The sequence below is a fragment of the Solidesulfovibrio aerotolerans genome (assembly GCF_009856865.1).
Taxonomy (GTDB): Bacteria; Desulfobacterota; Desulfovibrionia; order Desulfovibrionales; family Desulfovibrionaceae; genus Solidesulfovibrio; species Solidesulfovibrio aerotolerans.
The window spans coordinates 1-21951 of sequence record NZ_WVUD01000014.1; the positions used below are offsets into that span (position 1 = coordinate 1).

A 21951-nucleotide genomic window follows, 5' to 3' on the forward strand; every position below is an offset into this window, starting at 1 on the left:
ACCCCCACCTTCCCCAAAAACTTTTTATGGGGGGATGTTTGATTGGTCCTGTCGCCGTTTTCATGCGGCTTGGTCAATTGCTTCAGAAAAGTTGTCGCTCTCGACTTTAGAAAATGCGGCCCCGCTTCGGGGCCGCTGGCGAGTTGATTGTTGGATTTTGGGGTGCCGGGCCGGTCGCGGCTTCCGCGAGTGGCCCGGCACCCCAAAATCCAACAACCATTCTCTCTACGCCCACGCCCACCAACCCAACCCGCCCCCGCGTGCCTAACCCCATACCGGGGGGTCCGGGGGGATCATCCCCCAGACCCCACCAGGGCAGAGCCCTGGTGGGGTCTGGGGCAAAGCCCCAGCCGCCGGAGGCACCTACCGCGTAATTTCACCAAATAAATCGTCTGCCGCACAACGCCAGAGGTCGAAGGCGTGTCTGCCGTGCAGATAGAGGCGTATTTCGGCCACTGCCCCGGCCATAAGCGCCTCGGCCATGGTGCCAAGGGCGATGGGCGCGGCCAGTTCCACGGGATAGCCGTAGACGCCGGTGGACACGGCCGGGAAGGCGATGGTGGAAAGGTTGTTCTCTGCGGCCCGGGCCAGGGAGGCGGCATAGGCCGAGCGCAGGGCTTCGGGTTCGCCCTGATTGCCGCCGCGCCAGATGGGGCCGACGGTGTGGATGATAAAGCGGGCGGGCAGCTCAAAGCCGGGGGTGATGACGGCCCCGCCGGCCGGCAGGTGGCCGATTTGGGCGATAATTTCGCGGCAGGCGGCGGGCAGTTTTGGTCCGGCGGCGCGGTGGATGGCTCCGTCCACGCCGCCGCCGCCGGCCAGGGCGGCATTGGCGGCGTTGACGATGGCGTCGGCGTCGTCAAGGGTGATATCGCCTTCAATGAGGCGCAGCGTTCCGGGGCCGAGGGCGAAGCTGGCGGATTGGGGCATGGGGGCCTCCAAAGGGCGGCTAGGGAAGGGCGGCGGTTGGTCCCATGATGCACAGACCGGTATTGGGCTGGGTGAAGGCGGTCCGGGCGGCGTCGGCCACGTCGGCCACGGTCACGGCATCCAGGGCGGCGGCGGTTTCCTCGATGGGAATGTGGCGATGAAACAGCAAAATGTTGCGAGCCAGCCGCATCATGCGGTTTTCGGTGGATTCCGCGCCAAGATAGAGCAGCCCTTTTAGGTGCTCGCGGGTGTGGTCGAGTTCCTCGGCGGCCACGGCTCCGTCGGCCACGGCGGCCAGTTCGGCGGCGACGACTTTGAGGAGTTCGCCGGTGCGCTCCGGGTCCACGGCGGCCTGGATTTCCAGCAGTCCGGTGTCGGCCAGGCCGTTGACGCCGGCGTAGATGGAATAGGCCAGCCCGCGTTTTTCGCGCACTTCCTGAAACAGGCGCGAGGACATGTTGCCGCCAAGCAGCGTGGCCAGCAGCGTGTGGATGAAGCGGTCGGGGCTGGAGTTGCCCACGGACGGGTAGGCCAGGATGACGTGGTTTTGTTCCCAATCGCGGCGCAGGGCGATTTTGGGCGGCGTGTAGAGGCCGGCCGGCTTGGTCGGTGTGCTGGTTACGGCGGCAAGCGAGCCGAAGGCGGCGTCGGCCAGATCGGTGAGCGCCGCATGGTCGATGGCACCGGCGGCCACTACGGTTATGGCATCGGGGCGGTAGTGGCTGCGTCGCCACTGGGCCAGGGAGGCGGCTGTGACGGCGGAGACCGAGGCCGGCGTGCCGGTGATGGAATGGGCCAGGGCGGCGTTTTCCCAGGCAGCGGCCCAGAAATCCTCGTGGACCTTTTCTTCGGGCGTTTCCTCGACCATGGAAATTTCTTGCAGGATAACGGCCTGTTCGCGGCCGAGTTCCTCGGGGTCGATAAGCGGATTGAGGACGATATCGCTTAAGATATCAAAGGCGCGGGCCAGATGGGCGTCCATGACCCGGATATAAAAACAGGTGGCCTCACGGGAGGTAAAGGCGTTGGACAGGCCGCCCAGGGTGTCGAGTTCCTTGGCAATGGTCAGGGCGTCGCGCCGGGTGGTGCCTTTAAAGGCCATGTGCTCCATAAGGTGGGCCATGCCTTCCTGGCCCGGGGCTTCGTGGCGCGAGCCGGCTTCGATCCACAGGCCAAGGCTGATGGTCTTGGACTCGGGCATGCGTTCGGTGACGACGCGTACGCCGTTTGGCAGGCGGGTGACGCGGGAGTGGCTGTCAAATTCGGTAGTTTGGCGCATGGCCTGGGGCTACGGGGCTTTGGACGCGGCGTCAAGAGCGGCGGCATACTTGCGATATAGGCCCCGCATCTGGTGATAGGTCAGACCAAGAAGTGCGGCCGCCTTGCGCTGATTGCCACCGGCCCGGACCAGGGCACCGGCCAGCAGATCAATCTCGAACGCGGCGACGGCTTCGGTCCAGGTGAGGGGAATAGGAGAAGAAAGAGAAGATGCCTCTGGCGGCCGGGGGGGATAATCCCCCCCGGACCCCCTTGAAGGGAAAAAGTGGGTTGGGGGGAGGGGAGTAGAAGAGAAGAGAGAAGAGGCCTCCGGCGGCCGGGGGGATGATCCCCCCGGACCCCCCGAATGGGAGAAGTGGGGTAAGGGGAGGGGGGCGTGGGGGTGGGCGAAGGGGTCGAGGGTGATGTGGTCGATGCGGGCGGTGGTGGTATGGAGCACGGCGCGTTCGACGACGGTTTTGAGTTCACGGATGTTGCCGGGCCAGGGGTGGGCGGCGAGGGCGGCCTGGGCGGCGTCGGAGAAGGTGGGCGGCTCGGGGCGGCCGATGGCGGCGGCAAAACGGGCGGCAAAGCGTTCGGCCAGATAGGGGATATCGCCGTGGCGGTGGCGCAGCGGCGGGGCGAACAGCACGGAAAAGGCCAGCCGGTCAAGCAGATCGGGCAGCAGGCGGCCACGGCGCACCAGTTCGCGGGGATCGACGTTGACGGCGGCAACGATGCGCACATCCACGGCCACGGGCTGGCTGGCCCCCACCCTGTCGATGGACCCGTATTCCACGGCCCGCAGGAGCTTGCCCTGCACAGCCACGGGCGCGGCTTGGAGTTCGTCGAGAAACAGCGTGCCGCCATCAGCGGTTTCAAAGCGTCCGGGGCGGCGTTTAAGCGCTCCGGTGAATGCTCCGGCTTCGTGGCCGAAGAGTTCGGCTTCGATGAGTGTTCGCGGCAGGGCGGCCAGATTGACCGGCACATAGGGGCCTTCCCAGCGTGGGGAATGGTAGTGCAGGCGCGCGGCGGCCAGCTCCTTGCCGGTGCCGCGTTCGCCGATAAGCAGCGCCGGCCGGTCAACGACTGCGGCGCGGCCGACGTCTTCCATAAAGCCGAGGAAGGCGTCGGACTGTCCGAGTGCTTCGGCGAGCCAGGGTGCGTCGGGTGCCATGGCGAATTTGACCTCTCTTGCAGCGGAATATGCCAATAGTTGGCGCAATGCGCAACGATAACCCGGCCACTCTGCGCCAACCACCTAAAATAACACCGTCTCTTATTTGGCACGCTCTCTGCTTTACTGGCCGGCATGGCCGCACAGTCTGCGGCACGGAGGAACGCCATGGGAATTTTCAGCCGCTTCAGAGACATCATCCATTCCAACATCAACGCCATGCTCGACAAGGCTGAAGAGCCGGAAAAGCTCATTCGGCTCATGATCCAGGAGATGGAGGAGACGCTGGTCGAACTCAAGGCCGATTGCGCCCGCACCATGGCCCAGGCCGCCAAGATCGCCCGCGAACACGGCGCGCTGGCCGAACGGGCCGGGCGGTGGGGGCAAAAGGCCGAATTGGCCGTGGACAAGGGCCGCGAGGATCTGGCCCGGGAAGCGCTTTTGGAAAAGCGCGACATTGAAGCCCGGGCCGATGTTGTGGCCGGGGAATTGGCCGCCGTGGAAGGGCTGGTCGCAGCCTGCCGCGACGACATCGCCACCCTGGAGGACAAGCTCGTTTCGGCCAAGGAACGCCAGCGCACCTTGCTGGCCCGCCATCTGCGCGCCACCGGCAAAAAGCGCATGCGCGAAGACGTCTCCCGGGTCGATTCCGCCGACGCCCTGCGCCGTTTCGAGGAATTTGAAAACCGCATCGAGCGTATGGAAGCCGAAGCCGAACTGGCCGGAACCGCGACCTCGCGCCGCCCGGCCCAGGGCGACAGCCTGGACGCCCGCTTTGACCGCCTGGCCGCCGACGACGACGTCGAACGCGAACTGGCTCGTATAAAGGCCAAGCGGGTTGGCTAAGGGGCGCACGGGGGCGCGAGAGAGAAGAAGGCAGAAGAGTCTCCGGCGGCCAAAGGGGTGACCCCTTTGGAATCCCTCCTGGAAGGCAAGGGGTTAAGGGGGAACGGCGTTGCTCCGGCCGCCGGGGTGAGCACAAGCCCCGGCTCCTCCAAAACGGTTGCGGTGACGGCGTTGCCGCCGTCCCGGCCAAGCGAGACAATGATAAGGACGCAACGTGTTGGAACCTACCCTCTATATCGGCCACGTGCCGGGCATCATCAAAGTGCTGCTGGTGGTCGTGGCCATTGTCGCCCTTTACGAACTGCGCCGCCGCGACACCCGCAGCCGCAGCGCCGAGGACGCCGAGGCTCTGGCTGTCCTGGAAGACGTCCAAAAGACGCTGGTCCGGCTGGAAGAACGGATGGACAATCTGGAAACCCTGCTGCCGGGCACGTCCGGCCCAAACAGGGGGGCTGCCCGGCGTTCGGGCAGCCCGGGCGCGTCTGATCGGGATTCCCGGCATCCCGGGAGTTATGGCGCCAACGATACACAACCCCCGCAGTCGGGATATCCCGGCAAGAGAGGCCAATAATGAGACAGAGCGAAACGACTTCTTCCGGCCGACGGCTGTACCGTTCGCGTCGGGGACTGGTCCTGGGCGTATGCCGGGGACTGGCCGGTTACCTGGGCCTGCCGGTGCTGGTGGTGCGGGCTTTTACGGTGGTGTTGTGCGTGGCCACGGGCTGGGTGGGCGTGCTGGGCTATCTGGCCGGTGCTCTGCTTATGCGGTTGGAGCCGGTCGATGGCGAGACCTCCGGGCGTCTGCACCGCGCAGTGGGCAAGCTGTCCCGCCGGGCCAGGGATCTTGACGCACGCATCGCCCAGGTTGAATCCCATGTAACTTCGCGGGAATATGATTTTGACCGGCGTCTGCGGCGGTCGTGAAGCCGTCACGGCCCAGGATATTGTGATGATAGGAACTAAAAAGTAAGGAGAGGCGTTGATAATAGGGTATAAAATAGTGAAAAAAAGAACGAGCATGGACAGGAACGGCAGACGAAATCCAGAGGTGGCACTGCAAGGGCGTGTCGCTGAAAAGGTGTTGGCGCTGGCGGTTGTACCCCGGATCGAAGCCGCTAGAGGGCTTTGCGACGGGAAATAATAAAACAACGCCAGGTAAAAAAGCGGATGAATCCCGCAACATCTTCTGCAACAGAACAGATACATGCTTGTAAAATCCTGCTGCAAAGGCGGTCAATGTTCATGTAACAAGAGATAGTGTGGGGAATAATTACACAGTTAAACTGACACTTGCGTCCTTTGTGCGGTGTTGTTAGACAGACAGATACCAATAAGGCCACCCCTGCCGTGAGGCAGGTCCGGAAAGCCACGGGTCTCGGACGTTTGTCCCGAGACAGCCGGGCCGCTGGGCAACACCGAGGGGGACGTCATGCGGGTTTCCATCTCGACCAAAGTCATGACCTTGGTCATTGCTTCAGTCGTCGCGACCGTGGCCATCATCCAGTGCGTTGCCTTTAGCAGCGTGCGCAACGGATACAAGGCCATTACCAGCCAGGCTGTCCGCAGTTATCTCAATGTGTTCAATCGCCAAGTTGGGGACTACAAGGACACCTATCTGGACATGGCCCGCACCCAGGCGTCGCGGCCAACCATTGTTGACGCCATCCTGGCCGGCAATGCCGACCGCCTGCGCGAATTGGGACAAATGGTTCTGTCCGGCGGCAAAGTCGATCTGGTCGTTTTCACCGACGCCAAGGCCACGGTGGTCGCCCGGGCGCATACGGACAAGGCCGGGGACAACATCGGCAACCAGGAAGGCATCAAACGCGCCCTGGCCGGGGAGTCCGTCAGCCTGTTCGAGCCCGGCAACACCGTGGGTTTCTCCCTGCGCGCCTACGCTCCGGTCAAAAAAGACGGCGTCGTCGTCGGTGTGGTCATCATCGGCCAGGACGTGGCCAACAATACCGCCCTGGTGGACAGCGTCAAAAGGGATCTCGGGGCCGAGGCCACGATATTTTTCGGCGACACCCGCGTTTCCACCTCCCTTCTGATCGATGGCAAACGGGCCGTTGGCACCAAACTCGACAATCAGGCCATCCTGGAAGCCGTCCTGCGGCAGGGGAAAACCTTTTTTGGTGAAAACCGCATTTTTGGCCGCGAATTTCGCACCGCCTACGAACCGCTTAAAAACGGCGAAACCATCGTAGGCATGGTGTTTATCGGCCTGGACATCACCGAAGCCCTGGCCGCTCGCGACGCAATCATTTTGCAGATCGGGCTGGCTGGCCTGGGCAGCATGGTCGTCTTTGCCGTTCTGTCCTGGCTGTTTGCGCGTGTGCTGACCAGACCGCTTTTGGCCTGCATGGCGTTCGCCCGGGCCGTGTCCAAGGGGGAAACCAACCAGGTCCTGGACGTCTCCCGCAAGGACGAAACCGGCGTCCTGGCCAAGGCGCTTACGGCCATGGCCGGCGACATCCGCTGCCGTATGGATGAAGTGGCCCAGGCCAAGGAACTGGCCGAGGAAGAGGCCCAGCGCGCCCGGGCCGAGGCGGCCAAGGCCGACGAAGCCTGCCGGATGGCCGAAAATGCCAAGGTCGAGGGCATGATCCATGCGGCCGGGCGCATCGAGAGCGTGGTCGAGGCGGTGACTGCCTCGTCTGAGCAGCTGGCCGCCCAGATCGAACAATCCAGCCGGGGGGCCGAGGACCAGTCAAAGCAGGTGGCCGAAGCCGCCGGTTCCATGGATCAGCTCAATTCCACCGTGTTGGAGGTGGCCAAGAACGCCTCCCAGGCCGCCGATTCCGCCGACGCCGCCCGCACCAAGGCCGAGGAAGGGGCGGCCGTGGTCGATGCCGTGGTCAAGGGCATCGCCACCGTGGCCGATCAGGCCCGCACGCTCAAAGACGACATGGGCGCGCTTGGGCAAAAGGCCGAAGGCATCGGGGCCATCATGGACGTTATTTCCGATATCGCCGACCAGACCAATCTGCTGGCCTTGAATGCTGCCATTGAAGCCGCCCGGGCCGGCGATGCCGGGCGCGGGTTTGCCGTGGTTGCCGACGAAGTGCGCAAGCTGGCCGAAAAGACCATGGCCGCCACCAAGGAAGTCGGCGCGGCCATCAAGGGCATCCAGGACGGCACCCAGCAAAATGTGGCCGGATTTGACAAGGCCGTGCAAAACGTCGAGGCCGCCACCACCATGGCCCGCCGCTCCGGCGAAGCCCTGACAGCCATCGTCGGACTTGTCGAAGTCGTGGCCGATCAGGTACGCTCCATTGCAACTGCGGCCGAGGAACAGTCCGCTGCGGCCGAAGAGATCGGTCGCACCGTGGATCGCATCAACCGTATTTCCGGCGAAACCGCCCAGGCCATGCACGCGTCTGCCGACGCCGTGGACAGTCTGGCCGGGCAGGCCAAGAATCTGCACGGGCTTGTGCTCGACATGCAAAACGAGGGGTCGGGAAAAGCCCTTGCCTGATCCCGTCCCAAAGGACGCACATGATGGGATTTCTTTCGGTTCTGGTCACGGCCGGGGCCACGCTGATCGGCCTGATCATCCTTGGTGTCATCTTATTGCTTGGCGTGCGCCTGGTGCGGCCAGCCGCGCCGTCTGTGCGTGGCAATGATCCCGAAGAAGCCCAACTTCTCCAAGAAATCCACCGCAGCCTGGGCCGCCTGGAAGCCCGGGTCGAGACCTTGGAAGCCCTGGTCCTGGATTCCCGGGCCAAGGGAGACGGGCCATGCGACACCTAAGCGAACTCGATTGGCAAAAGCTCTACCGCTCGCGCTCCGGCATGGTTCTGGGCGTGTGCAAAGGGCTGGCAACCTTTCTCGACGTGCCCACCGGGGCCGTGCGTCTGGCCGTGGTCGCCCTGGCCCCGTTTACCGGCCTGTGGCCCATGATCGCCGCCTATTTGATCGCCGGTTTCGTCATCAAGCCTGAACCCGTGCTGGCCCCGGATTCCGACGAGGAGCGCGCCTTTTACGACGACTACGTGGCCTCGCGTACAAACGCCCTGGCCCGGGTCAAGCGCCGTTTCGAGCAGCTTGAGCGCCGGGTGCGCCGCCTGGAAGACCACGTCACCTCCCGCGAATACGACTTCGACCGCCGCCTGCACCGGTCCTGACCACGCTTGCCCCGGCGCAACCATCGGGAGCGCCGGGGCAAGCCCCCAACCGCGCCCGAGCGCGCCCCCCCTGATCCCTCGGCAAATTGCCTGCCACCGCTCCCAAGCGCACCCCAAACGCAACAAAGCCGGGCGCAGGGGACTCTCCCCGCGCCCGGCCGCAGTAATCACAGTGACCGGCCGGCTACCAGCGTCCCGGCATCTGCGCCAGCCAACTTTCCGGGACATGCTCCCGGAAATCCTTGCCCACCTGCCACAGCTTGGTCAGGCGTCCTTCGATGACGATGGCCCGGGGCTTGGGCCGCAAGGCCCGGAAGTGCCGGGGCAGTTGGAAGCGGTTGTTTTTTGACAGGACCACGTCAAGTTCGGCATCGCGGTCGCGCACCACCAGGGCTTCCGGGAAAAAAATGGTCTTTTTAAGGCGCGGCGACAAAGCCGAAAACAGCGCCGCATGAATCTGGCTGAACGGTTCGGCCGACAGCCGGGCCTTGGGAGCCGGCACATTCTCGTTGCCTACAAAAGCCAGCTGGCCGTCCGGCAAACCGGCATACAGCGCCGGTTCACGGGCATCGGCCACGATCACTTCGCCAATGCCCAGCGATTGGAGCAGTTCTCCCGTGCGCGCGCCGAGGACAGGATCAAGCTCCACCCCGATCAGCCGCGTGCGGGCCGCGCCGTTGCGCTTGGCCTGAAACCAGGCCGCCGCCAAAATGATGCCGCTACCCGTGCCCAGATCCAATCCCAGAAACGGGTCTTGCACCATATCCGGCGGCAAGGGCCGGTTGGCCACGGACCGGAAAATATGAGCCGTTCGCGGCAGATCGGCCAGCATCCGCATGGGAAAAGCGCTGTACGCGCCAGCCAGGGGCAGGTCCTGTTCCGCCGATTCTTCGCTCCACAAGTCGTAAAACTGGCCCAGCAGCGTGCTGATTTCCGCCAGCTTCACCGCATGATCCTGGGAGCCTGGATAGAGGCAAGCGTGGAAATACTTGAGTAAAAAGCTTAAGATATCGGCGTCGGCCATGGGCGTGGCCGGATTGGCCAGACGCTCGAAATCCGCCCGCAACGAACCGGTTCGATAGAGTTCCCGGGCAATAATGGTTTCCTGGCGACCGCCGGCCGGGATAACCTTGCGCGACGAAGTGGATGCGGCGTCAATGGGTCGCGTCATGAGCGCTCCTTCCTGAAATAATCGGTCCGAGCCCGACGGAAAAAAAAGCCGGGTCAGCGTAACCTATGCAGAATTAATGCCGTCGTTGCCGCCCTCGCCCGACCAGCGCCGCCCAACCCGTTGCAAACGCCTGTAAAATGACGTCTCCCCCGCCTGGGCACCCAGGCCCGATCCCCTGGCCGCCAACCAGTTGAGAAGCACTCTAAAAAAGCGTACTCGACCCGGCGTGCTCAACCATACCTTCCTGCACCTTCCCGGCCTTGGCCCGTCCACCGAACGCCGCCTGTGGGCCGCCGGCATCCTGACCTGGGACGATTTCCTCAATGCCCCGCAACCGCCCCTGGCTTCCGTCAAAGTCCCCCTGTGGCGCGACGAACTGCTCGCCTCCAAAGAGCGCCTGGACGCCGCAGACGCCGACTGGTTCGCCAGCCGCCTGCCCCCGGCCGAAGCCTGGCGGCTGTTCTACGATTTTCGCGACCAGCTCGCCTGCGTTGATATCGAAACCGACGGCACGCCCCAAAACGAAGTCACTGCCGTGGCCTTCTACGACGGCATAAATTGCGCCCGCACCTACGCCCACGGCAAAAATCTTCACGATTTCGTGGCCGATATCACCGCCAGCAAAGTCCTCGTCACCTTCAACGGCCGCTGCTTCGACGCGCCCATCCTCACCTCCCACCTCGGTGCCAGACTCCCCAAAGCCCATATCGATCTGCGAAACGTCTTATGCGGCATCGGCGTCAAAGGGGGCCTTAAAAAATGCGAGGAACGCTACGGCGTGGATCGCGGCGATCTGACCGGAGCCGATGGCTACCTGGCCGTACTCCTGTGGCGCGAATACGCCCGCCACGGCCACCCGGCCGTCCTGGAAACACTTCTCGCCTACAACGCCGCCGATGTCCTGGCCCTGCCCGTGCTGCTGGCCCACGCCATAAACGAACTGGTCGGCAAAACCCCCTTTGCCGCAACACACAGCCTGCCCATCCCCGCCCCCGGCGACAATCCGCACCGCCCCGATGCCGACGTGCTGCGCCGCGTCTGGCACGAACGCCGCCCCGGCGGCGGCTGGGGACGCTAGGGAAGAGAAGACTGGGGCGTTGCCCCAGACCCCACCAGGAGAGGCTCTGCCTCTGCCTTACCCTCTCCGCCGGGGGGATGATCCCCCCGGACCCCCCGATTGGGGCGCAGGGTATGGACGGGGGAAGGGGCTGCTGCGGGGGTGGGAGCGGGTGAAGATTCTGGGGCGCGTGAGCGCTGGCGGCTGCGCCGCATGGTTGGTCGCAATTGGGGCCGCCGACACTCCCCGCGAAGCGCGGGGAGCACGGCGGCCCCAATTGCGACCAACCGGTTCGCCCGGGAAAAGCAAAAGACAGGCTCGCTATTACAAAGCATATTCTCACGAACAAGCTTGAATTCACTTCAGAAAATGCGGCCCTCCGGGCCGCTGGCGCGCTGGGGTCTGGGATTTGGCGGTTGGTTCCGGTCGGCTTCCGGCCGGAACCAACCGCCAAATCCCAGACCCCATCTCCTGCCCGCACCCGCACCCGTCAACCAACCCAGTCGCCACCCGCTTGCCACACCCCATCGCAGGGGTCCGGGGGGATCATCCCCCCGGTGGGGTTCGGGGCAAAGCCCCGATTCTCTTTCCTTCCTTCCGTCACACACTCACTCTCCAACCACATACGCTCCCTGATAAAACGCCTCGCGCTCCATCCCGTCCGTGCCCTCCAGAAACCGCACCCGCTGGGCTGGGATCAGGCAGCTGGCAGCGTCGATGGGTGAGCCGAGGTTGCTGCGGTCGACGGGTGTTGGCGGCTGGTGCAGCGGCGAATCGCGGGCGATGACGCGCCAGCAGGGGCTGTGTTGGTAGACGGGCAGGCAGTGGGCGGTATTGGCGGTGGCGATGTAGCGCGGCGACCAGGTGTGGTCCTGGGCCGTGGGGTTTAGGAAATGGAGTTCGGGCAGATCGCTGACGAGGCGGGCGGTAAACAGGGGTGGGGCGGGTTTCTGGAGCACCTGCGGCGGTTGGCCCGGATCAGCCAGGGCTTTGGGGCCGAGCCAGTCCAGGAAAGCTTCGGGGTCGGTCCCAAGGGGAGTTTGCACGAACCAGGGACCGATGGTGTGGGTGGCGAGGGGCGTTTGGCGGTAGCTGGCTCCGGCCTGGATTTTTTGGGCCAGGGCCAGATCGGCGGCGGTGTCGATATCGATGGTTTCCGGCAGTCCGATATCGAGGCGGTATTCGCGTTCGCCCAGGCGGTAGCCCAGGTACATGGCGTGGCAGTTCGGGGTTTCGCGCCGCCAGAGCATGTAGCTGGTGGAGGAAAACCGCAGCAGATTGGGGAAGCCGGCAAAGACCGGGGCATAGCCGCCGTCGGTCGGATAATAGTAGTCGCGGTCCCAGTATTGTTCGGGGCGAACGGCCTGGACGCGCAGGGGGTAGCCGGTGTGGATGGCGGCGGCGGCTTCGCGCAGGCGGTCGCAGCGGCGAAAGGGGAAGGTGGGCATAAAAAGGCCGCACCAGTCAAGATCGGGGCGATTGTCCTGGTAGTGCTCGGCCACCTGGGTCAGGGGGGAGTCGTCGCCGGCCAGGGAGTCTGGGCGCATAAGGACCGAGACGCTGGACCCCGGGTAGCGGCTGCGCACAAGCCCGGCCACGACCGGACTTTCGGTGGACACGGTGACATCGCAAAAAACACCGCTTTCAAGCAGCACGTCCAGCGTCCAGCAGAGCAGCGGCTTGCCGGCCAGTTCGGTGATGTTTTTGCCGGGCAGGCGTTTGGACCCCATCCGGGCCGGGACCAGGGCTCCGATACGCATGATTTACGACTCCTTGGACGGGCAGAAAAAAGGCCGATGGCGGGTGAGGCTTTGGTGGACCTCGCGCAGGTACTGGTCGCGGCAAAGGATGGCCCGGTTGCTGCCGTGCTGCCGGTAGCCGCCGAGCAGTCGGTCGATGGTGACCAGCGGGGTGTGTTTAAAAAACCGCAGCCACAGGTCAAAGTCGCCGGCCAGGGGAAAATCCGGGTCAAAGGCGGCCCCGGCGGCCTGCCACAGTTCACGACTGAAAAAGGTGCTCTCCTGCTGGATAAAGGCCCGGAAATCGCCGCCGTAGAAGATCTCCGGGGTCCAGCGGGGCAGATCCGGGCGCACCCAGGTGACCTGGCCTGCCGCGTCGTAGGCGGTGGGGCGGCCGGTGAGCCAGCGGGTGTCGGGAGCGGCCAGGAAGGCATCGGCGATTTTAAAAAGCGCCTGGGGATGGAGCAGATCGTCGGCGTTGAGCCAGCCCAAAAGGGTGGCCGGGGCAGCGGCGGGGGCGGCAAAGCCTTCGGCCACGGCCGGGTAGTGGCCGGCGTCGGGCCGGCTGCGCCAGGCGCTTAGATGGTGCGAAACCCTGCGGATAAGGCGCTGGGAGCCGTCGGAACTGCCGCCGTCGAGGACCAGATAGGACAGGGCCGGGTAGTTTTGCGACAGGACGCTGTCCAGGGCGGCGGCCAGAAACGGGGCCTGATTGAGTGACGGCGTAACGAGGCACATGGCCGGCAAGGGCTGGCGCAAAAGGATTTCGGGCAGCCCCAGGCTGCGGGTGGCGTCGCGGGCCAGATGGACGGCCGGGGCATGGCCGGGAGCCTCGGGCAGATCCGGCGGCAGTTCTTGGGCGGTGAAAAAGAGATTCCAGGAAAAGGCCCGGCCGAAGGCGGCAAAGGGGACGCCGGTGACCGGCAGCCAGTTGCGCTCATAGGCGGCCTGGGACAGGTGGTGCCAGTCGGGATCGGCGGCAATTTCGTGAAATGGAATCAGTTCGTCGCGCCGGCCGAGCCGGGCCAGCAGATAGGGCAGAAAGCCGCAGGTCCAGGGGCCGTCCGGTCTGGCCACCACGTCGAACAGATGCAGATGCAAACCCCCGGGCCGGGCCAGCCGGGCCAGATCGGCCGTCAGGTCGCGCCAGCCGTCCGGGTCGTCGGGCACATTCTCCAGGGCTGAGACCGAAAAGACGGCGTCAAAGGAGGCGTTGGCCAAGGCGCTGGAAAATTCCCCCAGGGCGGCCCGCACCAGCCGGCCGGGGTATTCGGCCGGGGCGCTGGTGGGGCCGCTGCCGCAGCCGGCCAGGGGATCGAGGTTGGTATAGTCAAAGCGTGCGGCCAGGGCGTGGCCCAGGCGCGCGACGCCGCCGCCGATTTCCAGCACCCTGGCCCCGTCGGGCAGGGAGGCCGTGAGCACCTGCCAGGCGAGCAGATGCTGGTAGTATTTGAGATCAGCCAGGCCGGCGTCGCGAAAGGCCAGCGGCGGCGGCGGGGTAAACGCGGCAAAATGGCTTTTGCGGGAAGTGCGCCAAGGGAGAAAGTCCCGGCCCGAGGCAAAGGGCGGGCCTGGGTGGCCGGTTGCCGCCAGATGGCGCTGGCGGCGGGCCAGATTGACGGCTTCGGGCAGGGCGGCGGCGAAAAAGCGGGTTGCCGGCCGATCCAGGGACAAGGCCGGCTGGCGGCGCACGCTCCCGGGGTCGCGCAGGAGCCGCTCATAGGCTTCGACGTAAAAGGCCACCCGGGTCTTGGCGCTCCAATGGGCGTGCAGCCAGTCCCGCCCGGCCCAGCCGACAGCGGCGGCAGCGGCGGGATCGTCCAACAGCGCCGCAATGGCCGCACCGGCATCTTCCAGACGCACATTGACAAAGGGGCAGCGGGACGTGCCGGCAAAGGCGGCCAGCAGTTCCAGGCAGCGGCCGTCGAGAAAGGACAGGGTCGGTTTGGCCATGGCCAGCCCTTCCAGGCCGGTCAGGTGGTAGCTGCCGCTGGCCAGATCGTCGATGACGAGTCTGGCCCGGCGTTTGCGGGCCAGAGCCTGGGCCAGGGGCAGGCCGCAGACGCAGTCGCGGGCCAGGGTGTGCTTTTGGGCGAGGTCCGCCAACAGGGCCAGGGTTTCCGGCGCGCCCTTGGTGTTCCAGCGATCCTCAAAAGCTCCGGTGGCCTTGGTGTGGCTGAAAAAGACGTCCACGGTCGGGGGGCCGTCGCCGGGCTGGTAGTCGGCTTCGTCTTCGGGCACGAAATTGGGCACCACCAGGGCGTTGGGATAGAGCCGCTCGGGATATTGGGCGATGACCAGGGCGGGCAGGGGGTCGGCCAGCAGTTCGGCCACGGGGATACCCATGGTCCCGGCCACCAGTTCGGGGGTGCTGTGGAACTGGCGCACGACGGCCGCCCCCCGGCGGGCCAGGGCAGCAAAATCGATGGGGGCAAAGGCTGTGGAGCCAAGGCCCAGATAGTTGTGCAGATGGATGATATCGGCGGCCTCGGCCAGGGCCTGGGCCAGTTCGGGGGTTTCGTCAAAGACCACGTCCTGGCCGAAAAGGCCGAAGCGGCTGGCATCCACCAGCCGGGCTTCGATGCCGGCGTGGCGGGTGAGCGCGCGCACCAGACGCACGGGCATGCCGGCCAGCGGGGTGCGCGAAAAATGGACGACGCGAAGGGCGCGGCTCATGGAATGATCCCGGGATCAGGCACATGGATGCCGTGTTGCAGCAGGGCGGCGCGCAGCCGTCCGGCCGGGTCGGCCTGGGCCAGCCGGCGGGAGAAGCGGTCGAGCTGCCCCTGGGCGGCGGCGGCTTCGGCGGCGATGATGGCTTCCTCGATGCCGGGCTCGCGGCGAAAGGCGTGCAGATTGGTCAGCCCCAGTTCCAGGCCCAGCGACCAGTCGTTGCGGCGATACAGCGACAGGGTGGACAGCAAACCCACCCGCTCGGCCTGGGTTCCGGGCCGGCGGCGCAGCACAGCCGCCAGCCGGCGGTCGGCTTCCAGGGCGTCGGGGCGCAGGAGTTTGGCTGCCTGCAAACATTCCACTGCGTTTTCAGGCACATGTTGATCCGGGTCAAAGACCATCCCCGGAGCCCCGCCGTGGCCTTTGCCCTCCAGGGCGGCGGCGAAAAAGACCAGATAGTCGTAATGGGTATCCAGCCGGGCGGCCCGGGTCTTGCCGGCCGCGCCCACATAGGCGGCGTAGGCCCGTCTGGCCCCTTCCAGGTCGTTGAGGCGGCAGCAGGCCAGACAGGCGGCGGCAGCGGTCTGGACGTCGCCGGCCAGTTCTGGTCGGCCCAGGCACAGGCCGGCCAGATGGGCCAGGGCCGGCCGCTGGCCTGTCTGGCCGGCCAGACGGAGCATGGCGGCCGCCACGGCCGGGGTGATGGGTGCCCCTGCCAGCCGTTCCCAGACAGCGGCCTGGGGCAGGGCCATCTGGTCGCTGCGAAAAAGTGCAAAGAGGGTGAGTGCCGTGGCAGCGGCAGCGTCCGGCCCGGTGGCCGGACTGCCCGGGGCGTTGGCGGCCTGCCCGGCCAGGGCCAGCAGGGCGGCGGCGCGGTGCTCGGCCAGATGGCGTTGCCCCACGGCGGCGTGGGCGGCCTGGGCCATTTTTTCGATGACCCCGGGATGGGCGGCGGCAAAGGCCAGCTGTCCGTCGAGTTCGAGCACGTCGTCGTAATAAAGGGCTTCGCGGTCCGGGACGAACAGTTCGGCCACGCCCTCGGGGGTGCGTTCGGACAGCGGCAGGCAGCCGCTGCCGGCGGCCTCGAACAGGCGCTGGTTGACTTCGCCGGCGATACACTCGTTGGGGGCGAGGCGGGCGTCGTCGTACACGGCGGCCATGGCCTCGCCGTAGGCTGCCTGGCTGGGGACGAGGCCGTAAGCGGCCAGATGGTCGGCAAACCACTGGCGGCGGCGGCGGTTGGGGGTGAGGCGCCCGACAAAGGCCAGGGTGTTGCGGCGGCGGGCAAAGGGAATAAAGGGGCGCTTGTGGCCGTGCCAGGTGATCCAGGCGGTGTGCGCGGCTCCGGAGGCGGCAAAGGCTTGCGTCAGTTGCGGCTGGGTGCTGGCTGTGGCCGTGAACTGGCAGGCGTAGTGGCGCTGCCAGAAGAAGTTGAGATGGGGGTCGCAGGCCCAAAAAATCGTGGGGCAGGGGGCGGCGTCGATATCGGTGAGGATAAAGCGCTTGCCCAGGTGTTCCTGGTGGATGACGCAGTCGGGCGGTTCGGGCAGATCGGCCAGCAGGCTTGGCAGGCTGGCCGTGCCGGCGGGCGGGTCAAGGGACGTGACTGTCAGGCCAAGGCCGGCAAAAGCCCCGGCCAGGGAACAGTGAATGAGGCAAATGGTGCGTATCCGGGTGGCCATGGGCAGGCTGGGGGTGCTTTTTCCGCACAAGGGCTAACGAACCGGCGCAAAACCACCGGGCGTCGCCAGGGGGCTTACGGCTGGGGCGGCTGCGACAGGCCGGAACAGCCGGCTGCCGGGGTTAGACCGTGACCACGGCGTTTTCGCAATCGCCAAAGGGGCTGAAGGCGTATTTGTCGGCCTCAGGGTCGCTGATCCAGATTTCTCCGTTGATCAGGTAGCGGAATTGGTATTCGCGGCCTGTGTCCAGATCGAGGGTGGCGGTGAAGGAACCGTCTTTTTGCCGGCGCATGGGGGCGGCGTGGATATCCCAATCGTTAAATTCGCCAACGAGATGCACGCTGCCGGCACCCTTGGCCTGATCTTTGGTCAGGGTGAAGGACACTTTGCAGATGGGTTTGCTTTTGAGCGGCTTTTTCTTCAGCGACATATCCCCTCCTTGTTGTTACGGCCCAAAACGACGTTGGCGTTCGGTGGTCGTCCGGCGCATTTCAGAGTGATACCCACAAAATATCCCCTCTTTGCGGCGTTGTAAAATCATTTATTGGATAAAATGCCCTGCTGCGTCGGGGTTAGAGCACCCCTTCCTTGAGCAGGGTTTCCTGCATGGCCGAAAGGTTGAGCGGCTTGGTAAAAAAGCAGGTGACGTTGCCCCGGAAAAACGAGGTGGCCACGTTTTTCACGTCGTCGTGGCAGGTGATCATGACCGCCTTGGCCTCGCTGCCGGGCGGCGTGCCGCGCTCGCGTTCGATGGCCCGGATGGCGGTCAGGGCGGCCTGGCCGTCCATGACCGGCATCTGGATATCCATAAAGATCACCGAATAGGGGTCGCCATTATCCAGGGCCTGGGTGAAAAGGTCCAGCCCGTCGCGGCCGTTTTCGGCGCAGGTGCAGTGGCCGTACTTGGCCAGGGTCGCCTCCAGGGTCAGCCGGGAGAGTTTGTCGTCGTCCACGATGAGAATTTTCATGCGGGTTCCCCTTTGCATTGGCCCAGCGGCGTGGGTGCAGCCTCTGGTGTTGCCAAAAAAGGATACCCGAGGCAAGGGCGGCGGCCCGGGTGGCGACCCGAATCAGGGCTGGGGCGAGGCCGAGAGACTGGATTTTTTCGGCGCAGAACCCTAGTATGCGCCTCGGCCCGGCCGTCCCCGCTTGCGGAGGCGGCCCTAACCTGCGTGCAAACGGACGTGGCGTATGCGATCATTGTTTTTTAAGGTGGCGGTTGTGCCGCTGACCATTTTTTTCAGCAGCCTGTGCTGGCTGTTCGCCCGGGTGGGACAGCACGGCCGTTTCGCCCATCAGGTGGAATGTCTGTGGGGGAAAAGCCTGGTCTGGGCGGCCGGGGTGCGGATCGAGGCCGACCTGTCGGCCCTTGATCCCAAGGCCACGTATATTTTCATGGCCAACCACCAGAGCAACCTGGACATCCCGATCCTGTTTGCCGCCCTTAAGGGCTACAATTTTCGTTTTCTGGCCAAGGAGAGCCTGTTTGCCATCCCGGTGTTCGGCCCGGCCCTGCGCCGCATGGGCCATGTGGCCATTGACCGGGGCAACCGGCGCAAGGCCATGGAATCGATTGACGCGGCCGTCAATCTGGTGTCCGGCGGCGTTGGCCTGCTGGTCTTTCCCGAAGGCACGCGGTCCATGGATTTTACCAAGATCCAGGAATTCAAGACCGGTGGCATGATTGTGGCGCTCAAATGCCAGGCCATGGTCGCGCCGGTCATTGTGTCCGGTTCCGGCAACGTTTTGGCCAAGCACGGTCGGCGTCTGACGCCCGGCGTGGTGCGGATACGGGCCTTGCCGCCCTTTGATGCGGCCGCCGCCTATACGCTCAAACAGCGTGAAGCCTTTAAAAATGATCTTTGGGACCGCATGGACGCGGCCTATCAGGAGATGCGCTCATGAATTCGTCCTCCGCCGTGACCCTCTATCCCTTGGGCGGCCTCGGCGAAATCGGGCTCAACTGCATGGCCCTGGTGTCTGGCGATTCCATGATCGTCATCGACTGCGGCCTGATGTTTCCCGACGACTCCCTGTTCGGTATCGACGTGGTCATCCCGCGTTTCGATTTTATTTTGCAAAATCGCGACAAACTCAAAGGCATCATCCTCACCCACGGGCACGAGGACCACATCGGCGCGCTGCCCTGGCTCATGCGCTCCTGCGACGCGCCTTTGTACGGCTCGAAGTTCACCCTGGCCCTGGCCGGCAAGAAGCTCGAAGAGCATAATCTTAAGGAATTCACCCGCTGCGAGCCGGTGGTCGCTGGCGACGTGCTGACGCTGGGCGCGTTTCGCGTCACGTTTTTTCCGGTCTGCCACTCCATCGTCCACGGGTTCGCCTTGGGCATTGAAACCCCGGCCGGACGCATCGTGCACACCGGTGATTTCAAGATCGACCGCAATCCCCTCGACGGCCACGCCACGGATCTCCCCGCCATCAAGGCCTTTGCCGCGCCCGGGGCCATGCTGCTGCTGTCCGATTCCACCAATGCCGAGCGCGAAGGCTTTGCCCTGACCGAGCGCGAGATCAAGGCGGCTCTGGGCGACATTTTCGCCGACGCGACCGGGCGCATTGTGGTGACGCTTTTTTCCAGCCACATCCAGCGCATGCAGGAAATCTTCGACCTGGCCGAGGCCACCGGGCGCAAGGTGGCGGTGTCGGGCAAAAGCCTTTTCACCAACATCGAGATAGCCCGCAATCTGGGGCTGTTGCGGGTGCCGCCGGGAACCGAGGCCAGCCTGGACGAGCTGCCGGGCCTGCCCGACCATCAGGTCGTGCTGCTGGTCACCGGCTCCCAGGGCGAGCCCCTTTCGGCCCTGTCCCGGCTGGCCTATGGCGAACACCGGCAGGTGCGCATCCAAAAGGGCGACACCGTCTTATTGTCGTCGCGCTTTATTCCCGGCAACATCCGGGCCATCACCAAGCTGATCAACCGCTTGTATAAGCTCGGGGCCGAAGTGCTGTATGAGCGGGTCCAGGCCATCCATGCCTCGGGACATGCCCATGCCGAGGAACTGCGGCTTATGCTCAAAACCGTTGCGCCCAAGTTTTTCATCCCGGTGCACGGCGAATACCGGCATCTGGTCAAGCACTCCCGCATCGCGGTGTCCTGCGGCGTGGCCCCGGAGCGGGCGCTGGTCATCGAAGACGGCCAGCCCGTGACTTTTTCCGGGGGGCTCATCCGGTTGGAGGACACCATCCCGGTCGAGCACATCTATGTGGACGGCAAGGGCGTGGGCGATGTCGGGGTGACGGTGCTCAAGGAGCGCCAGCTGCTGGCCGGCGAGGGGCTGGTCATTGTGGTCATGGTGGTGGACGAAAAATCCGGCGAACTCACCTTTGGCCCCAACATCCTGTCCAAGGGTTTTGTCTTTGAGCAGCATTACAGCCATGTGCTGGAAGACGCCAAGTGCATCGTGCTGGACATCTTTGAAAACGTGCCCCCGGGCCAGTCCGATCTGCTCAAGGAGCGCATCCGCTCCGCCTTGCGACGGTTTTTCCGCAAGATCCTCGAACGTGACCCGGTGGTTGTCCCCCTGGTCATCACCCTGTAGGGGCCGTTCCATGAAGGTGCTTCGGGTGCGTCACGGCGACGCAACCTTTTATGCCCAATTGTCGGTGGAAGACAGCACCGTGCGCTGTCTCGACCGCGCCCTGGGCCTGGTCGATCCCCTGCCCCTGGCGACGGTGGCCGTGCTGCCGCCGGTGACCCCGTCCAAGGTGGTCTGCGCGGCCGGCAATTTTCGCAGCCGCCTGCGGGAACTGGGCCGGGACGCAACTGATGCCCCCTTGCTCTTTTTAAAACCGCCCTCGGCCGTCATCGGTTCCGGGCAGGCCATCGTGCAGCCCAGGGCCGCCACACGGCTGGAGGCCGAGGCCGAACTGGCCATTGTCATCGGCCGCCTCTGTCGCAACGTGGCCCCGGGCGACGTTGCCAAGCATCTTTTCGGCTATGCCTGCGCCGCCGATGTCACGGCCGCGGATCTGCGCACCCAGGACGAGACTCTCGGGCGGGCCAAGGGATTTGACACCTTTGCGCCCATCGGGCCGTGGATCGAAACCGGCGTGGAGGATGCCTCGGCCCTGGGCCTGCGCCTGCTCGTCAACGGCCGCCGCGTCCAGGACGGGAACACCGGCGACATGGTGGTTTCGCCCTTTGCCCTGGTCAGCTATGTCTCGACGATCATGACGCTTTTGCCGGGCGACGTGATCCTCTCCGGTTCTCCGGCCGGGCCGGGTCACATCGCCCCGGGCGACGAGGTGCGCATCGAGATCGACGGGGTGGGGGTGCTCATCAACACCGTGCGGGCCGAAGCCGACGCCGCGCCCCTGCAATAAGCCCCGACGCGAGGCTTGCCATTTCCTGTAAAGCGGTCTATACGCCGCTGTTCATCCAACACACACGCCCTGCCTGTTTATCCTGGGTGCCGGACGGTCCGGTCGCTCTGGCGGGGTGGAGGGAAAACCCAAGGAGTTTTCATGCCTTACGTATCCATGAAGCAGTTGCTGGAGACCGGCGTCCACTTTGGACACCAGACCCGTCGTTGGAACCCCAAGATGCGTCCGTTCATCTTCGGCGCCCGTAACGGCATCCATATCATTGACCTCCAGCAGACGGTGAAGCTGTACCAGAAGGCCCACGATTTTATTTCCGATGTCGTGTCCGGCGGCGGCCGCGTCATCTTTGTCGGCACCAAGCGCCAGGCGCAGGAGTCCGTCAAAAAGGAAGCCGAGCGTTCCGGCCAGTATTCCGTGACCAACCGTTGGATGGGCGGCATGCTCACCAACTTCCAGACGATTAAAAAGAGCATCGACCGCATGAAGCTGCTTGAGCGCATGTTCGAAGACGGCACCATCAAGCGTTTTCCCAAAAAGGAAATCGTCATGATGGGCCGCGAAGTCGCCAAGCTCAATGCCAACCTCGGCGGCATCAAGCATATGGACAAGCTGCCCCAGGCGGCCTTTATCATCGACCCCAAGCGTGAAGAGATCGCCGTCCAGGAATGCCGCAAGCTCGGCATCCCCATCGTGGCCGTGGTGGACACCAACTGCGACCCCGACGTCATCGACTTCGTGATCCCCGGCAACGACGACGCCATCCGGGCCATCAAGTTATTCGCCACCAGCATCTCCGAGGCCTGCCTTGAGGGCGCCGCCCAGAACAAGGACGTCGAGGAGATTTTGGACAAGGACGAAAAGCCCGAAGTTGTCGAGTCTGCCGCGCCGGCCGAACCGGTTGCCGCTGCAACTGAAGTCGTTACCGAAACCACTGGCGAGTAGGAGGATTTT

The 21951-nt window shown here is 64.8% G+C and carries 20 protein-coding genes and 1 riboswitch; of the genes, 11 read left to right on the forward strand and 9 right to left on the reverse strand.

What is annotated here, in order from left to right; all coding sequences use genetic code 11:
* Nucleotides 1–363: 363 nt before the first annotated feature.
* Genes GTA51_RS09535 through GTA51_RS09545 form a run of 3 tightly spaced genes read right to left on the reverse strand, consistent with a single transcriptional unit; the run spans nucleotide 364 to nucleotide 3364 of the window.
* Complete coding sequence (locus GTA51_RS09535) at nucleotides 364–930, reverse strand: O-acetyl-ADP-ribose deacetylase (RefSeq protein ID WP_160960585.1); 567 nt, start codon at nucleotides 928–930, stop codon at nucleotides 364–366.
* A gap of 19 nt (nucleotides 931–949) precedes the next feature.
* On the reverse strand, nucleotides 950–2209 hold the full coding sequence (locus GTA51_RS09540) for a M16 family metallopeptidase (RefSeq protein WP_160960587.1): 1260 nt from the start codon (nucleotides 2207–2209) through the stop codon (nucleotides 950–952).
* Between the two features lie 9 nt (nucleotides 2210–2218).
* Nucleotides 2219–3364: a sigma 54-interacting transcriptional regulator gene (locus tag GTA51_RS09545; protein ID WP_160960589.1), complete on the reverse strand. Its 1146-nt coding sequence runs from the start codon at nucleotides 3362–3364 to the stop codon at nucleotides 2219–2221.
* Nucleotides 3365–3532: 168 nt separating this feature from the next.
* On the opposite strand from GTA51_RS09545, the gene GTA51_RS09550 reads away from it, so the two are divergent.
* The 6 genes from GTA51_RS09550 to GTA51_RS09575 all read left to right on the forward strand — a co-directional run bounded on the left by GTA51_RS09550 (nucleotide 3533) and on the right by GTA51_RS09575 (nucleotide 8337).
* Complete coding sequence (locus tag GTA51_RS09550; RefSeq protein WP_160960590.1) at nucleotides 3533–4210, forward strand: PspA/IM30 family protein; 678 nt, start codon at nucleotides 3533–3535, stop codon at nucleotides 4208–4210.
* A gap of 214 nt (nucleotides 4211–4424) precedes the next feature.
* Nucleotides 4425–4781, forward strand: coding sequence for a hypothetical protein (locus GTA51_RS20720; protein ID WP_211922513.1), 357 nt, complete (start codon nucleotides 4425–4427; stop codon nucleotides 4779–4781).
* On the forward strand, nucleotides 4781–5134 hold the full coding sequence (locus tag GTA51_RS09560) for a PspC domain-containing protein (RefSeq protein WP_160960592.1): 354 nt from the start codon (nucleotides 4781–4783) through the stop codon (nucleotides 5132–5134). Before GTA51_RS20720 ends, GTA51_RS09560 begins: the two co-directional genes overlap by 1 nt.
* A 401-nt stretch (nucleotides 5135–5535) precedes the next feature.
* Nucleotides 5536–5620: riboswitch (cyclic di-GMP riboswitch) on the forward strand.
* 19 nt (nucleotides 5621–5639) lie between these two features.
* A complete protein-coding gene (locus GTA51_RS09565) occupies nucleotides 5640–7688 on the forward strand; it encodes a methyl-accepting chemotaxis protein (RefSeq protein WP_160960594.1) in 2049 nt (682 codons plus the stop codon).
* A 20-nt stretch (nucleotides 7689–7708) separates the two neighbouring features.
* Nucleotides 7709–7963 (forward strand): hypothetical protein, encoded by a 255-nt coding sequence (locus GTA51_RS09570; protein WP_160960596.1) that lies wholly within the window; start codon nucleotides 7709–7711, stop codon nucleotides 7961–7963.
* Nucleotides 7951–8337, forward strand: a complete 387-nt coding sequence (locus GTA51_RS09575; protein ID WP_160960598.1) for a PspC domain-containing protein — start codon at nucleotides 7951–7953, stop codon at nucleotides 8335–8337. Before GTA51_RS09570 ends, GTA51_RS09575 begins: the two co-directional genes overlap by 13 nt.
* A gap of 184 nt (nucleotides 8338–8521) precedes the next feature.
* On the opposite strand, the gene GTA51_RS09580 is transcribed toward GTA51_RS09575, so the two are convergent.
* Complete coding sequence (locus GTA51_RS09580; protein WP_160960599.1) at nucleotides 8522–9508, reverse strand: SAM-dependent methyltransferase; 987 nt, start codon at nucleotides 9506–9508, stop codon at nucleotides 8522–8524.
* A 226-nt stretch (nucleotides 9509–9734) separates the two neighbouring features.
* Here GTA51_RS09580 and GTA51_RS09585 point away from each other — a divergent pair, with 226 nt between their 5' ends.
* Nucleotides 9735–10586 (forward strand): ribonuclease H-like domain-containing protein, encoded by an 852-nt coding sequence (locus GTA51_RS09585; protein WP_160960601.1) that lies wholly within the window; start codon nucleotides 9735–9737, stop codon nucleotides 10584–10586.
* Between the two features lie 587 nt (nucleotides 10587–11173).
* Here the strand turns inward: GTA51_RS09585 and GTA51_RS09590 are convergent.
* The 5 genes from GTA51_RS09590 to GTA51_RS09610 form a co-directional block, all read right to left on the reverse strand.
* On the reverse strand, nucleotides 11174–12325 hold the full coding sequence (locus GTA51_RS09590) for a cytidylyltransferase domain-containing protein (RefSeq protein WP_160960603.1): 1152 nt from the start codon (nucleotides 12323–12325) through the stop codon (nucleotides 11174–11176).
* A gap of 3 nt (nucleotides 12326–12328) precedes the next feature.
* Nucleotides 12329–14980 carry a glycosyltransferase gene (locus GTA51_RS09595; protein ID WP_160960605.1) on the reverse strand — a complete coding sequence of 884 codons (2652 nt, stop codon included), beginning with the start codon at nucleotides 14978–14980 and terminating at the stop codon, nucleotides 12329–12331.
* Nucleotides 14977–16689: a glycosyltransferase gene (locus GTA51_RS09600; RefSeq protein ID WP_246198071.1), complete on the reverse strand. Its 1713-nt coding sequence runs from the start codon at nucleotides 16687–16689 to the stop codon at nucleotides 14977–14979. Before GTA51_RS09600 ends, GTA51_RS09595 begins: the two co-directional genes overlap by 4 nt.
* A 91-nt stretch (nucleotides 16690–16780) precedes the next feature.
* Nucleotides 16781–17089, reverse strand: a complete 309-nt coding sequence (locus GTA51_RS09605; RefSeq protein ID WP_160960606.1) for an isoamylase early set domain-containing protein — start codon at nucleotides 17087–17089, stop codon at nucleotides 16781–16783.
* A 142-nt stretch (nucleotides 17090–17231) separates the two neighbouring features.
* Nucleotides 17232–17627: a response regulator gene (locus tag GTA51_RS09610; protein ID WP_160960608.1), complete on the reverse strand. Its 396-nt coding sequence runs from the start codon at nucleotides 17625–17627 to the stop codon at nucleotides 17232–17234.
* Between the two features lie 223 nt (nucleotides 17628–17850).
* On the opposite strand from GTA51_RS09610, the gene GTA51_RS09615 reads away from it, so the two are divergent.
* From GTA51_RS09615 to rpsB, 4 genes are all read left to right on the forward strand, one after another.
* The gene (locus GTA51_RS09615) at nucleotides 17851–18564 is read left to right on the forward strand and encodes a lysophospholipid acyltransferase family protein (RefSeq protein ID WP_160960609.1); all 714 of its coding nucleotides are present in this window, start codon (nucleotides 17851–17853) and stop codon (nucleotides 18562–18564) included.
* Nucleotides 18561–20216, forward strand: a complete 1656-nt coding sequence (locus tag GTA51_RS09620; RefSeq protein WP_160960611.1) for a ribonuclease J — start codon at nucleotides 18561–18563, stop codon at nucleotides 20214–20216. The genes GTA51_RS09615 and GTA51_RS09620 overlap by 4 nt, the downstream gene beginning before the upstream one ends.
* Before the next feature lie 10 nt (nucleotides 20217–20226).
* Nucleotides 20227–21000, forward strand: coding sequence for a fumarylacetoacetate hydrolase family protein (locus tag GTA51_RS09625; protein WP_160960612.1), 774 nt, complete (start codon nucleotides 20227–20229; stop codon nucleotides 20998–21000).
* A gap of 141 nt (nucleotides 21001–21141) precedes the next feature.
* Nucleotides 21142–21942, forward strand: coding sequence for a 30S ribosomal protein S2 (gene rpsB, locus GTA51_RS09630; protein WP_160960614.1), 801 nt, complete (start codon nucleotides 21142–21144; stop codon nucleotides 21940–21942).
* Nucleotides 21943–21951 lie beyond the last annotated feature (9 nt).